General features: G+C 60.3%; 13 protein-coding genes. 11 read left to right on the top strand and 2 right to left on the bottom strand.

Annotated features, from left to right (window positions below; genetic code table 11):
* Positions 1-308 precede the first annotated feature (308 nt).
* The 6 genes from AAC850_RS00280 (at position 309) to AAC850_RS00255 (ending at position 6,667) form a co-directional block, all read left to right on the top strand.
* Positions 309-1,688: a DEAD/DEAH box helicase gene (locus AAC850_RS00280; RefSeq protein ID WP_340586211.1), complete on the top strand. Its 1,380-nt coding sequence runs from the start codon at positions 309-311 to the stop codon at positions 1,686-1,688.
* A 93-nt stretch (positions 1,689-1,781) separates the two neighbouring features.
* Complete coding sequence (locus AAC850_RS00275) at positions 1,782-2,810, top strand: hypothetical protein (protein WP_340586210.1); 1,029 nt, start codon at positions 1,782-1,784, stop codon at positions 2,808-2,810.
* Positions 2,811-2,883: 73 nt separating this feature from the next.
* Positions 2,884-4,233 (top strand): glutathione-disulfide reductase, encoded by a 1,350-nt coding sequence (gene gorA, locus AAC850_RS00270; protein WP_340586209.1) that lies wholly within the window; start codon positions 2,884-2,886, stop codon positions 4,231-4,233.
* Positions 4,234-4,303: 70 nt separating this feature from the next.
* Positions 4,304-5,155: a hypothetical protein gene (locus tag AAC850_RS00265; RefSeq protein WP_340586207.1), complete on the top strand. Its 852-nt coding sequence runs from the start codon at positions 4,304-4,306 to the stop codon at positions 5,153-5,155.
* Entirely contained in the window at positions 5,152-5,604 is a 453-nt protein-coding gene (locus tag AAC850_RS00260; protein ID WP_340586205.1) for a DUF488 domain-containing protein, read from the top strand. The genes AAC850_RS00265 and AAC850_RS00260 overlap by 4 nt, the downstream gene beginning before the upstream one ends.
* 52 nt (positions 5,605-5,656) lie before the next feature.
* Positions 5,657-6,667 (top strand): isoaspartyl peptidase/L-asparaginase family protein, encoded by a 1,011-nt coding sequence (locus AAC850_RS00255; RefSeq protein WP_340586204.1) that lies wholly within the window; start codon positions 5,657-5,659, stop codon positions 6,665-6,667.
* Between the two features lie 7 nt (positions 6,668-6,674).
* Here the strand turns inward: AAC850_RS00255 and aroB are convergent, their stop codons facing one another.
* Both aroB and AAC850_RS00245 read right to left on the bottom strand, forming a co-directional pair.
* Positions 6,675-7,784, bottom strand: a complete 1,110-nt coding sequence (aroB, locus tag AAC850_RS00250; protein ID WP_340586202.1) for a 3-dehydroquinate synthase — start codon at positions 7,782-7,784, stop codon at positions 6,675-6,677.
* Positions 7,775-8,350 (bottom strand): shikimate kinase, encoded by a 576-nt coding sequence (locus tag AAC850_RS00245; protein WP_340586201.1) that lies wholly within the window; start codon positions 8,348-8,350, stop codon positions 7,775-7,777. Before AAC850_RS00245 ends, aroB begins: the two co-directional genes overlap by 10 nt.
* A gap of 93 nt (positions 8,351-8,443) precedes the next feature.
* Here AAC850_RS00245 and AAC850_RS00240 point away from each other — a divergent pair, with 93 nt between their 5' ends.
* The 5 genes from AAC850_RS00240 (at position 8,444) to AAC850_RS00220 (ending at position 13,903) form a co-directional block, all read left to right on the top strand.
* On the top strand, positions 8,444-8,581 hold the full coding sequence (locus tag AAC850_RS00240; RefSeq protein WP_340586199.1) for a hypothetical protein: 138 nt from the start codon (positions 8,444-8,446) through the stop codon (positions 8,579-8,581).
* Between the two features lie 269 nt (positions 8,582-8,850).
* On the top strand, positions 8,851-10,440 hold the full coding sequence (locus AAC850_RS00235) for a hypothetical protein (RefSeq protein WP_340586198.1): 1,590 nt from the start codon (positions 8,851-8,853) through the stop codon (positions 10,438-10,440).
* Positions 10,441-10,455: 15 nt separating this feature from the next.
* Positions 10,456-11,337 (top strand): tyrosine recombinase, encoded by an 882-nt coding sequence (locus AAC850_RS00230; RefSeq protein WP_340586197.1) that lies wholly within the window; start codon positions 10,456-10,458, stop codon positions 11,335-11,337.
* A 9-nt stretch (positions 11,338-11,346) separates the two neighbouring features.
* Positions 11,347-12,306, top strand: a complete 960-nt coding sequence (locus tag AAC850_RS00225; RefSeq protein ID WP_340586195.1) for an acetyl-CoA carboxylase carboxyltransferase subunit alpha — start codon at positions 11,347-11,349, stop codon at positions 12,304-12,306.
* A gap of 109 nt (positions 12,307-12,415) precedes the next feature.
* On the top strand, positions 12,416-13,903 hold the full coding sequence (locus AAC850_RS00220) for a M48 family metalloprotease (protein WP_340586193.1): 1,488 nt from the start codon (positions 12,416-12,418) through the stop codon (positions 13,901-13,903).
* The last annotated feature ends 105 nt before the right edge of the window (positions 13,904-14,008 follow it).

The following is a 14,008-nucleotide window of genomic DNA, read 5'->3' as shown; positions in this document are numbered from 1 at the left end:
ATAATCGCAATCAAGCAGCGATTGACTGTCGATTTTGTACAAGACAACCGACGATAGAGAATGTCGAAGTTGCTTTCTTTCCTTGCTTTTGATGCTGCAATGCACCACATGCAGCTCATCGAAGCGTGCGCCAGCGTGAAGCGGCGGTAGTGAGAAAGCTACACAGCCCCGGCAGCCCTTCGGTCCTTTTACCTGAGACTTCCCTTTTCACGCGGGTCGTTTTGACACTCGCGCCGTGCGACGATTCCGTCCGGAATCCGCCAAGGGGCAAGTCGCGCGCCGCATATTTTGCGAGTTTAACACATTAAATGACTATTCAATTCAAAGACCTTGGTCTTTCGCAGCCTGTAATGCAGGCGCTCGACGTGCAGGGCTATACAGAGCCGACGCCGATCCAGGCGCAGGCTATTCCTGCCGTGCTCGAAGGCCGCGACCTGCTCGGCATCGCGCAGACGGGCACCGGCAAGACCGCCGCTTTCATGCTTCCCAGCATCGATAACTTGCGCAGGGCCGATAACCAGATCCCGTTCAAAAGCTGCCGTATGCTGGTTCTTGCACCGACGCGCGAACTGGCCGGCCAGATCGCCCAGTCTGCCAAGGATTACGGCGCTTTGGCGGGCCTCAAGGTTCATTCTATCGTTGGCGGGACAAGCGTGAACAAGGATCGCAACAAGCTGCATCGCGGCTGCGACATCCTTGTCGCCACGCCCGGCCGGCTGCTCGACCTGATCGACCAGAAGGCTTTCAACCTATCCGGCGTTGAAATTCTTGTGCTGGACGAGGCTGACCAGATGCTAGACCTCGGCTTCATCCACGCGCTGCGCCGGATCAGCCAGCTCGTGCCCGACACACGCCAGACCCTGTTTTTCAGCGCCACCATGCCCAAGCAGATCAAGGAACTGGTCGGCAAATATTGCCACAACCCGGTCACAGTATCGGTAACGCCCGCCGCATCCACGGCAGAGCGGATCGAGCAATATCTGTTCATGGTCCAGCAGGACGAAAAGCCTGCCTTGCTCGAAATGATTCTCATGGAACGCCATCCCACTCCGGGCGCGTTCGAGCGGGTGCTTATTTTCACCCGCACGAAGCACGGCGCAGACCGTCTGGTGAAGAAGCTGGCACAGTCGAATATTCCGGCCAACGCCATTCACGGCAACAAGAGCCAGCCGCAGCGCGTTCGCGCTCTGGATGAGTTCAAGCGCGCCAAGACGCCTATCCTGATTGCGACCGATGTGGCCGCGCGCGGGATCGACATTCCCGGCGTGTCGCATGTCATCAATTACGAACTGCCCAACGTGCCCGAACAATATGTTCACCGTATCGGACGTACCGCGCGTGCGGGTGCAGATGGGGTTGCAATTGCCTTCTGTGCCGAGGACGAGCGTCAGTATCTCAAGGATATCTGCCGCAACACCGATGCTGAATTCGAGCGCCTCGACTTGCCAGAAAACTTCCGTGCCGTGGTGGAAGGCGTCGGTCCGACCAAGCCGGCACCCAAGCAGCAGGGCCAGCGGGTCAAGCCCAAGCCGCGCGGCGGTTCCAGCGAGCGCAGCCGTCACGCGGGTGGCAAGAGCCGTCCGCAAGGGCAGCGCAGCGGGCAGGGCGGCAAGCCCGGCGGCCAGCAGCGTCGTCGCAGTGGACGTGGCGGTGGCGGTGGTGGAGGCCGCGGTCGCTCGCAGGGCTGATGTCTCGCTGAATTCGCGCCAATCCTAGCCAAATATTAAGCATCGCAGCCCTAGGCTTCCCGTCATGTCACATGATGGGGAGCTGCGGGCGCAATGATCAGGACGAAGACCACGCTGGTTGTCGGCGCGGGTGCCTCTTGCGAGCTGCAATTCCCTGACGGTCGCGAATTCCTCGCGCGTATTGCTGCGGGGTTCGATTTCCAGCGTTTGGGAAGCGGTCTCGAGAGCGACGACATCTCAGCCATGGCATCGCATATCGCGGTCGTGGCCAAGAAAGCGCGGGTGAAGGAAGATATGCTGCGGGAGGCGGGTCAGGTGATCCGGTCTGCGGCGCGCATCTCCCATTCGATCGACGCAATTCTTGAACAGCATGGCGACAACCCGCTGGTGCTCGCCGTGGGCAAGCTCGCGATCGCGCATTATACTCTCAGCACGGAAGCGGCCTGTCCCATGGGTACGGAGCCGCGCGACCCCGGCGACCTGCCGCTTCGCGGTACAGAGAACTGGCTCTTCCAGCTCTCCCGCGCGTTGGTGAACGGCGTTCCGCGTGCAAAGGCCGAAAGCTGCTTCGATAATCTTTCGATCGTGTGCTTCAACTATGACCGTTCGATAGAGAATTACCTGCCGTGGGCCTTGCACATGGCTTTTGGCATGAGCCTGACCGACGCGCGTTCGCTCGTTGCGGAGAAACTGCGCATCATTCATCCCTATGGCACGCCCGGAAAGCTTGAGTGGCAGGCAGGCGATGCACCCGTGGCCAATTGGGGTGATGTCGAGCCTGAGGATTTCCATTCGGTAGTCGAACAGATTCACACCGCCACGGAGCGCGACCAGCAGCGCGGGTTCAAGCGGCAAATGCTGGCTGAAGTGGTGCAGGGCAAACGGCTTGTATTCCTTGGATTCGGCTTTGACCCCATGAATTGCGCCATGCTGTTCGACGCGCCTTTCGAGCATAATCCCGATGTGCTGGTGACCATGCCAAGCGCCAGCGAGACCGAGCGCGCAGCAGTCATGCGCTTGCTCAAACGTCAGGCGGGAATCAAGGACGAAGGGCTGGTCACGCTCGAAGATTTGCGCGCGTGGCAATTGCTGCGCGATTACGCGCCTTTCCTGGAAAGCTGAAACCGACCGCGGTTGCGGGACGAATTGCGATGGACCATAGGCGGCACATTCCGTGCCCCAAGGAGCCATCTGCATGTCCGACTACGATTTCGATCTTTTCACTATTGGTGCCGGTTCGGGAGGCGTCCGCGCCAGCCGCGTTTCTGCAGCCCATGGCGCGAAGGTTGCCATAGCCGAAGAGCACCGCGTGGGCGGAACATGCGTAATTCGAGGCTGCGTGCCCAAGAAGATGCTCGTCTACGGTGCCCATTTTGCGGAAGATCTGGACGATTGCGCGCGCTTCGGCTGGGAAATCGGCGAAAAGCGCTTCGACTGGCCTACGCTGCGCGACAATGTTCTGGCGGATGTGGACCGGCTCAATGACGCCTATACCGACACGCTCGAAAGCCACGGTGTCGAGATATTTCACGAACGTGCCGAAATCACCGGGCCGCACGAAATCACGCTGGCAAGCGGCAAGGTCGTGACCGCCAAATACATACTGATTGCCACGGGCGCCCGACCGAGATTGCCCACATGCCAGGGTGCAGAACATGGCATTACCTCCAACGAGGCTTTCCATCTCGACAAGCTGCCAAAGCGGATCATCATCGCCGGCGGCGGGTATATCGCCAATGAATTTGCGGGCATTTTCAACGAATTCGGCTGCAAGGTCACGCTCGTCAATCGCGGTGACCAATTGTTGCGCGGCTATGACGAGGCGGTGCGAGACAGATTGCTGCAGATATCCATGACCAAGGGCATAGAGTTCAAATTCAATACGATCTTCGAAAATGTCGAACCCTGCGAAGACGGCGGGTTCCTAGTGAAGATGTCCGACAACGAAGAGGAGCGTGTCGACCAGGTCATGTGGGCAGTAGGCCGCGTTCCCAACACCGAGGGTCTCGGACTTGAAAATGCCGGGATCGAGCTCGGTGAGAATGGCGCCATCGCGGTCGATCGCTTCAGCAAGACCAATGTCGATCACATCTATGCCGTGGGCGACGTGACCGACCGTATCCAACTGACGCCGGTCGCAATTCGCGAAGGGCAGGCGTTTGCCGATACGGTGTTCGGTGATGGAGAGCCGGTTGCCGTTGAACATGATTGCGTGCCGAGCGCCGTTTTCAGCCACCCTCCGATCGCCTCGGTCGGCATGACGGAGGGTCAAGCCAAGAACGCACTTGGTTCCGTGAAAGTCTATCTTTCCGATTTCCGCCCAATGAAGAACGTGCTCGCCGGTCGTAACGAGCGGTCGCTGATGAAGATGATCTGTGAAAGTGATAATGGCCGGATCGTCGGCATCCATATGATCGCCCCGGAAGCGCCTGAAATGATGCAGGCGGCGGCAATTGCGGTGAAGGCTGGCCTCACCAAAGCCGATTTCGACGCGACCGTGGCTATCCATCCGACCATGGCGGAAGAACTGGTCCTGATGCGCTGAGCATTGTGCTGAACACCACGTTCAGCGCTGTGTCAGCGGTGATAAGCGATCTTGTGCGCAGGAGATTATCATGCGCCAAATCATGCTGTTATCACTTATCGCGCTTGCTGCATGCGGAGCTGGCGTGAAGGATGCTGGATCATCCGAAGATCGCGAGTATGCGACCCAGCTGGAAGCGCCGAGCCCGGACTATGCCGCGTTGATCGCCAACGCTCCGGAAATCGAACAGGCAGAAACTTTCCGAGAACCAACTGCGTCTCCTCTTGGCAATGCAAAGGAACTGGGGGATTTGTGGCTGACCCGCCTGGAGGACCGAGGAGCGGTGATGGGTCACGGGTTAGCGGGCAAGGATGACGATTCCTCGATTCAGAGCATCGATACCCTCCTGACCGCCGAAGAATTTGACCAATGGGTGGCGGAAAATCGCTGGACCGTGCCGCCGCACATCCGCTGGTATTTCCAACAGCCACTGGTCGCAGCGTCGGTGAGCGAGGCCGCCTTGCCTGCCGTGCGAACCTGGCCGGCTTCACAGGTTCGCACCGGCTGGCAAATGGAGGCAGCGTTCAGTGGCCGCATCTTCTTGCGAGATGGTTGCGTATTCATCCGCGGGTTTGGTGATAATGATACCGAAAAACTCGCGTGGTTCCACGCCGAAACGGGACTCGATCTCGATGCGGAAGGCTATTACGTACTCATCAACCGGGTGAACGGAGAAATCGCGGCGAGACTTGGCGAGCCGATGACCTGGGCCGGGCCAAATCCGCTCGACCCGGCGGACCCTGACATCGCCTCCTATCGCGAAGCTTGCGGTGATTTTGAGGTCGAAGGGGTGGGCAATCCCATTGCGAACGAGAAGAATTACGTGATCTATCCGCATCTGCGTCGGGCACCCGATGCCCTGCCTCCGCCGGGGATTGAATGAGCAGCAAAATTCTCACGATCGGTTATGCGCGAGCGACGCAGGATGGAGTGCTAAGCGCTTTGATCGATGCCGGGGTCGAAGTGCTTGCTGATATCCGTGCACTTCCGCTGTCGCGTCGGCCGGGATTTTCGAAGACTTCTCTGGCTGAAGCAATCGAACAAGCGGGTATGCAGTACCGCCATTTCAGACACCTTGGCACACCAAAGGAAGGGCGTGACGCTGCTCGTCGCGGAGATCGCGGGACCCTCAAACGTATTTATGAAGGCCAACTCGAATTGCCCGAGGCGCTTGCGCAAATGGCGGAGTTGCAGGCCTTGGCGCAGGCAAAGCGCACCTGCCTGCTGTGCTATTGTGAAGAGACCGCCGACTGCCATCGCGCGCTGTTGATCGACGCGGCGTTTGCCGACTGGACTTGCCTGGATTTGCACCCGCACAAAGGCCTCTCTTGAAACCTCTCTTTCTTCGCCGCACAAGGGCGCGACAATAGAGAGAGGGACCTCCATGCCGCACCATTCCAGATTACTGCGCTTCCTGATTCCGCTTTGCGCTATCCTGCTTCCGGCCCACGCTGCCGCGCACGATCCCGAACAGGCGGAATGGTCCATCGCCATCCATGGCGGGGCAGGCACGCTGCAACGTGACGCGATAACGGCGGAACGCGAGGCGGCCTACACGACATCGTTGCAAGCCGCTCTTGATGCAGGGGCGGCAATCTTGCGCGATGGCGGCACGTCCGAAGATGCCGTTCTGACAGTCATCACACTGCTTGAGGATGATCCCCTGTTCAATGCCGGGCGCGGCGCGGTGCTGACGTGGGATGGCGGCATTTCACACGATGCCTCGATAATGCTCGGGGCAGACCGGAGCGCGGGGGCGATCGCCGGTGTATCGACCATTCGCCATCCGATCCTGCTGGCGCGTGCGGTGATGGAAGATGGCCGCCACGTGTTCCTGAGCGGCGAGGGCGCAGAAGAGTTCGCGGGAGATCGCGAGCTGGAGCGTGCCGACACTGAGTTCTTCATCACACCCTCGCGGCAGGAAGCACTCGAACGTTTCCGTGCAAGCGAAGTAGCTGTGGAAGATGACGAGCATCGGTTCGGCACGGTTGGCGCGGTGGCGCGTGACCGGGCTGGCAATCTGGCCGCTGGCACATCGACAGGCGGTATGACGGGCAAACGTTGGGACCGGATCGGCGATAGCCCGATCATCGGTGCAGGGACCTATGCCGACAACCGTGCTTGTGCCGTGTCGGCGACCGGCTCAGGAGAATATTTCATCCGCGCTGTCGTCGCCAAATCGATCTGCGACCTGATGCTGCTGTCGGGCATGGGGCCGGATGAAGCGGGCGACAATCTAATCGCTGAGGTCGAGGAACTGGGCGGCAGTGGCGGAGTGATCGTCGTCTCTGCACGCGGTGAAACTGCCTTTTCGTTCAACACATCGGGCATGTATCGCGGCCGCGCGGACAGCAACGGGGTGAATGAAATCGGCATTTTCGCTGACGAGGACTGAACAGGGTCTAATGCGCCTGCAACTGCTCCGAAAGGAAGGCGGCGACATCAGACAGCTCGACATCGCGGTCGAGATACGCCTGACCGATTCCGCGCAACAGGATGAAGGGTAGGGTGCCGGCGTCCATTTTTTTGTCGTGCAACATGTGCCGGGTGAGATCCTCGCCAGAACATTCCAGACCCAAAGCCGATAGTTCTGCCGGTAATCCGGCGGTGTCGATCGCCGCAGTGATCCGCCGCGCATCGGTTTCGGGCATGTTTCCGCAACGCACAGAATATCGTGCCGCCAGCACCATGCCGAGCGCTACTGCTTCGCCGTGCAGGAGGCGGTCCGAGTAGCCGGTTTCGGCCTCAAGTGCGTGTCCGAAGGTGTGTCCGAGGTTGAGCAAGGCGCGTGCGCCGGAAGTCTCACGCTCGTCCTCTGCCACGATATGGGCCTTGGCCTGTACGCTCTTGGTGACGGCTTGTTCGACTGCTGCCGCATCGTGCGTCAGTACGTCGCTTCCGTTCGCTTCGCACCAGTTAAAAAACGCTGCATCGCCGAGAATGCCGTATTTGATGACTTCGGCATAGCCGCAACGCATCTCACGTGGCGGCAAGGTGGCGAGGGCGTCAGTGTCGGCCAACACCAGACCAGGCTGATGAAAAGCGCCAACAAGGTTCTTGCCTGCCACGACGTTGATCGCGGTCTTGCCACCTACGCTCGAATCGACTTGCGCGAGCAGAGTCGTGGGCACCTGTACGAATCCGCACCCGCGCTTGAGCATGGAAGCTGCAAAGCCGGTCAAATCGCCGATCACTCCGCCGCCCAATGCGACGATGTGATCACCACGTTCCACTTCCTCGGCCAGCAGCCATTCGACCGTTCGCGAAAGGCCCTCCCAGCTTTTCGCGCTCTCGCCAGGTGCATGGATCATCCAGCGAGCCTCTTTACCCGCTGCCGCAAGAGATGCCTCGACAGCTTCGCCCCACAGCCGATGGACATTGGCATCGGTGACTATCGGCACTCGAACCTTGCGCAGCAGCGGACCGCACTGGTTTGCTATGTCAGTGAGGAGGCCATGTTCGACCCGCACATCATACTCGCGCCCGGCCAGTGCCACTTCGATCACAGCCATTCGTCAAGCGCCTCGATGATGCGGTTTACGGCCACCTGGTGCGGCCCTGTATCGCTTTTTACATGGATCGGAGCCAACGCATAGATCGCCTCGCGCTCCGTCTTCATGGCCGTGACTTTCGCCGGAATGTCACCGGTGCGCAGAAGCGGGCGGCGATCATTGCGTTTCACCCTTTCCACCAGTGTTTCGATTTCAGCATCAAGCCAGATTGCAACGCCTTTTTCGAGGATCAATTCGCGTGTCTCGGTCTGAAGGAATGCGCCACCACCGGTTGCAATGACGCAGCCAGACCCGCTTTCCTCCATCAGGCGCGCGATAACCCGCCGCTCGCCGTCGCGAAAGTAATCCTCGCCATATTTGTCGAATACTTCGGCCACGGACATGTTGGCCGCTGTAACGATCTCGTCGTCGGCGTCTGTGAAGTCCATTTCCATCGTGTGTGCAAGTTTTCGGCCCACAGTGGATTTTCCGACACCCATCATCCCGACCAGCACCAACGGGCCGTTCAGCCGTGCGCGGACGGAGCGGATCAGACTATCGTCAGGCAGATTACGGGCAATGGTCATTGCCGCATGGCCTATAGTTGGGCTAACCGCGCTGGCAAGGTCGGCTGAACAACTTGTTTGGCAGACGAGACGAGAAACGGGAATTGCCAAGAGGTGTCAAAACGCCTGATGTTCACGCTGGTCGCCCTCGGGCTTTTGCTGGTAGTCTTGCTTGTCGCATGGTTCGATGGCGGTCGTATGGAACAACGGCAGATCGTGGAGCCAGTGAACGTGCCGGAGAATAATTTGTGAAGCAAATCGCATTACTGTTTGGCGGCTCCGCGCTGGTCTTGTCTTCCTCGATCGCCCTTGCGGGTGATCCGGAAGATCTCCTGCCGCCAGCTTTTCGCAATCCCCCACCGCAATCCACGCCGACGCCGGCACCAGCACCGGCTCCTGCACCAAGCGCAACCGCGGCGCGGCCGGTGACGCCCGCTGCGCCTTCTGGCGGGTCTGGTTCCTCGCCTGTGGTGCAGCCCATACCTGGCGGGAGCTCAGGCAGCAGTGCACCAAGAGCGTCCTTGCCTGCCAATCTGCCATCGCTTCGTGAACTGGAAGCCATGGAAGAGGACGAGTTGAACGAGGTGTTCGGCCTGCGCCCGCGCTTTGATATTCCGGCCGCAGCGCGCCGTGCCGTCGCCGAAGTTGGAGTCCTCTCGCAGGCAGAGGGCGGTTTTCCGGCAGCATCGCTGGCAAACCAACCCGCTCGCCTTGTTCAGGCAGCGCTTGTGGCTAGTGACGGTCCTATTGTCTCGCGCTGGGGACATATCCTGATGCGCCGTGCGCTGGCGAGCAGGCTGGATGCGCCAGCTGGACTCAATCCTGTCCAGTTCGCAGCGTTACGGGCACGCGCCTTGAATGCAATGGGCGAGGGCACCGTGGCCCGTGCACTGGTGCAGGACGTGGACGGCAGCAGTTACAACCGTGCGCTGACCGATGCCGCGTTCGACGCCTATCTGGCGACCGGCGACGTCTTGGGAATGTGCCCTGCTGCTCGCCTGCACCCGCAATTGCGCGAAGATGGCGAATGGGAACTGTTGCAAGCAATCTGTGCCGCTTATCTCGGTGACAACCGCGGTGCCGAACGCAGGCTCAGCCGCGCGCTTGGCACCGGGGTCGCGCCGGAAATCGATGTTCGCCTCGCGCAGCGTTACGCCGGAGCTGCAGGTCAGGGCGGACGCGCTGTCGAGATCGAGTGGGACGAAGTCGAGGAACTGACCCCGTGGCGCTTTGCACTCGCGCGAGCGGTGGGCGAGGACATTCCGCCTGCCTTGCGCGACGGTGCACCAGCTTGGACCGATCGCAGCGATGTCCTGATCCCCGCGACCCCGTTACTGGCGCGCGTCGCCTCGGCCGACGCGGCTGGCGGCCGTGGAATCCTGTCGTCCGCCGCAATGGTCGATCTTTATTCGCAATTGTGGGCCAGCGACGCATATTCTCGCGAAGAGAAAACGGACGCGGGCCTTTTGCGCGATGCCTATACGGCTCCTGCGGTCGCAGATCGGCTTGCCGCGATCGTACAACTCTGGCAGCGCGACAGTGATAGCTACGGCAGGCTGGTTTTGACAGCCTACGCGGCAGCGCGCCTTCCCGTAGACGAAGACATTGGCGAAAGCGCCGCACCTCTCATCGCATCGATGCTGGCAGCAGGCCTGGACCAGAATGCCTTGCTGTGGAGCAATGCTGTGGAGGAAGGCAGTGAAGCCTGGGCATTGCTCGCGATCGCTCAGCCGCAAGGTAGCGACACCGTAGACGAATCCGATGTGCGCAATTTCATGGATGACGATGGCAGTGCCGGGCAGCGTAAATCGGCGTTTCTCGTTGCCGGGCTAGCTGGTCTTGGTCGGCTTTCGAGCAACAACATCACCGAATTGGGCAATGATCTGGGTGTGAATTACACCCGTTCGAGCGCATGGAGCGAGAAGATCGGGCAGGCAGCACAAGTCGAGAACCCGGCGCTGGTCGTGTTGCTGGCAGGTCTGGGGATGCAGGGTGCAAGCTGGGATCAGATGACTCCGCGCCACCTCTATCACATCGTTTCCGCACTCAACCGCGTGGGCCTTTCTGCCGAAGCGCGGATGATTGCTGCGGAGGCGGTCGCGCGCGGATAGCGCGGCGCTTGAACCATGGCCGGAGCCATCGACAGCTTCCTTGCAATGCTGGCAGCAGAGCGCGGGGCGGCGGCCAATACGCTGGCAGCCTATCGCCGCGATCTCGAGGGCGCCGAGGAAGTAATTGGCGATCTGGAAACGGCGGCGCGGGATGATCTGGCACGATTGACCGGCGCGTGGGCGGATTTTGCCCCATCGACCGTTGCGCGAAAGGTATCCGCGCTACGCCAATTCTATGGCTTCTGCGTGGATGAAGGCTTGCGCAAGGACGATCCCTCAGCGGCTCTGCCGCGCCCGCAAGCCCGCAGGCCATTGCCCAAGATCCTTTCGCATCAGGAAGTGGAGCGGCTATTCGCAAAGGCGGAGAATGTCGCCGCGAGTGAACGGCCCGCCGCGGTGCGGATGCTGGCTTTGCTGGAATTGCTCTATGGTTCGGGCCTTCGCGCAACCGAACTCGTCGCCCTGCCGGTGCGCGCAGTACCACGTGATGCCCCGCTTCTCACCATAACGGGGAAGGGCGGTCAGCAGCGGATGGTGCCGGTTTCGCGCCGAGCGCAAGTCGCCATTGCGCGCTGGATGGCGGTGCGCCCCGACACAGATTCACCTTGGCTGTTCCCTTCGCGGACCGGGCACATCAGCCGTATCCGCCTGTTTCAACTGGTGAAAGAACTTGCAGCGCGAGCCGATTGTGATCCTGCAAAGGTCAGCCCGCATGTCCTTCGCCATGCCTTTGCAACCCATTTGCTGGAAGGCGGCGCGGACTTGCGCGTCTTGCAAACGCTACTCGGCCACGCGGACATCGCCACCACGCAAATCTACACACATGTCGACTCCGCGCGATTGGTGGCGCTGGTAAACGAGCGACATCCTCTTGCAGCGAAGGACGCGGGGCGGTAGCGGCATTGCATGGCCAAATACCTTGAATTCGAAAAACCCGTTGCCGAACTGGAAGCCAAGATCGCTGATCTGCGCAACGCGGCTGGCGAAGACGGCGACGTTGATATCTCCAATGAATTGCAGCGGCTTGAGAAGAAAAGCGCGCGGTTGCTTGAAACGACCTATGCCAATCTCTCGCCGTGGCAAAAGACGCAGGTTGCCCGTCATGCGGACCGCCCGCATTTCCATGACTATGTGACGTTGGGTTTCGACCACTTCATGCCGCTCGGCGGAGACCGGCTTTATGGTGATGACCAGGCCATCATGGGGGGGCTTGCCACGCTGAAGGGCCGCAAGGTGGTGTTGATCGGCCACGAGAAGGGCAATGATACCGAAAGCCGCATCCGGCACAATTTCGGGATGGGCAAACCCGAAGGTTATCGCAAGGCTATCCGGCTGATGGAACTCGCAGACCGTTTCGGCCTGCCGGTGGTGACGCTGGTGGATACATCGGGCGCCTTCCCAGGGATCGAGGCCGAAGAACGCGGACAGGCAGAAGCAATCGCCCGTTCGACCGAAGCATGTCTGGCACTTGGTGTACCCATGGTCGCCGCAATCGTGGGTGAGGGAGGCTCCGGCGGCGCCGTGGCCTTGGCCAGTGCAGAGCGCGTGCTGATGTTCGAACACGCTGTCTATTCGGTAATTTCTCCCGAAGGCTGCGCGTCGATCCTGTGGCGCACTGCTGCCAAGGCGCCGCAAGCTGCCGAGGCCATGAAACTGACCGCGCAAAACCTGCTCGGTCTCAAGGTCATCGACCGGATCGTTCCTGAACCCGCAGGGGGCGCGCATCGCGATCCGGGTTCGGCTGTTGCCAATCTGACCGACGCAATCGATGATGAGCTGGAGACGTTGAGCGTCCTGCCACCCGCAGAATTGCGCCGTCAACGCGAAGAGCGGTTCCTTGCGATCGGGAGCGATCTGGAGCGCTAGCGATTGCACCTGCGGATTTTTGCGCGGGAACATCAGCTTGCGATAGCGGTTCAGTCTTCAACGCCCGGGCACAGCTCTGCCCGGATCTAAGGGTTGGAGGAAATTTTACATGCCGCATCTGTCTTCTCGCAAAATTCGGGCCGCTGCCATTGCCGGAGTCGCCTCACTCGCGCTGTCCGCTTGTGCCAGCATTCCGGGTGCCAACGTCGCCCCCGGATCTCCGATTACCGCCGAAGAGGCGCAAGTCGGAGCCCAGTATCATCCCCAGTTCGTTGCCGAGTTCGGCGGTGAAATGACGGGGCCGCAAGCTCAGTATGTCGAACAGGTCGGCGCGAATATCGCCGTGCAATCGGGCCTCGCCAACAGCCGCGACGCTTTCGAAGTCACCCTGCTCAATTCGAGCGTGAACAATGCGTTCGCCGTACCCGGTGGCTATGTCTATGCGACGCGCCAATTGGTCAATCTGATGAACAACGAGGCAGAGCTTGCTGCCGTCCTCGGCCACGAAGTCGGCCACGTTGCAGCCCGCCACTCCGCACGTCGCCAGGCTGCGGCACAGCGTAACCAGCTGCTTGGCGTCGGTGGTGCAATCCTTTCGTCCGTCCTTCTTGGTGGTAACAACCCGATCGGACAGCAACTCTCGCAGCTTTCCCTTCAGGGTTCGCAGCTGGCAACGCTCAGCTATTCGCGTAACCAGGAACTCGAAGCCGACCAACTTGGCGTCCAATACCTGAATAGCGCAGGTTACGATGCGCGTGCGATGGCCACATTGTTGCAGAGTCTCGCCGCGCAAAACCAGCTTGATGCGCAGTTGCAGGGCCGCGACAATGCGACGATCCCCGAATGGGCATCGACGCACCCTGATCCTGCAGGCCGTGTCCAGAATGCCGTGCAGCTGGCCGGCAATTCAACCGGCGTCACCAATCGCGATACATTCCTGAGCCGTATTGACGGTATGATTTACGGTGATGACCCCGAACAGGGCGTGATCGAAGGTCGCCAGTTCATCCATCCCGAACTTCGCCTGACTTTCACCGCGCCGCAAGGGTTCTACATGGTCAACAGCACGCGTGCGGTGACCATCAACGGTGACGCGGGCCGTGCACAGCTTACGACCGGACCGTATAACAACAATCTCAGCAGCTATGTCAGCTCCGTGTTCCAGGCGATTGGCGGAGACCAGCAACAGCTCGCGCCTTCCAGCATCCAGCGCACGACAGTCAACGGATTACCTGCCGCCTATGGCACTGCCACGGTGAGCAATGGGCAGCAGCAGGTAGACGTGACGGTCTTCGCTTACGAATTCGCGCCTGACCAGGCCTTCCACTTCCAGGCGATCACCCCTGCAGGACAGTCTGGCACATTCAATTCGCTATACAACTCAATGCGTCGCATCAGTGCGAGCGAAGCGGGCAATGTCATTCCCCGCAGGCTCGATATCGTAACAGCCGGTCGCAGCGATACTGTCGCCACACTGGCACGCCGGATGGCTTATACCGACGCACAGGAAGCGCGCTTCCGCGTGTTGAACGGGTTGTTTGGCGATGCGCAGGTCATTCCGGGTCGTCAGTACAAGATCGTGATCCGCGCCAACTGATCATCCCAAATGGAATTGCAATAGGGCCGTCCCTCGCGGGGCGGCCCTATTCGTATGCGCTCAGGCACATCGCGTCAGCGCAAAAAGAAAGGGCGACAGGTTTCC

It is taken from the genome of Erythrobacter alti, assembly GCF_037996805.1.
GTDB lineage: Bacteria > Pseudomonadota > Alphaproteobacteria > Sphingomonadales > Sphingomonadaceae > Alteraurantiacibacter > Alteraurantiacibacter alti.
The sequence above is the reverse complement of the archived record's forward strand: the minus strand, read 5'-3'. Positions and strand labels throughout refer to the sequence as shown.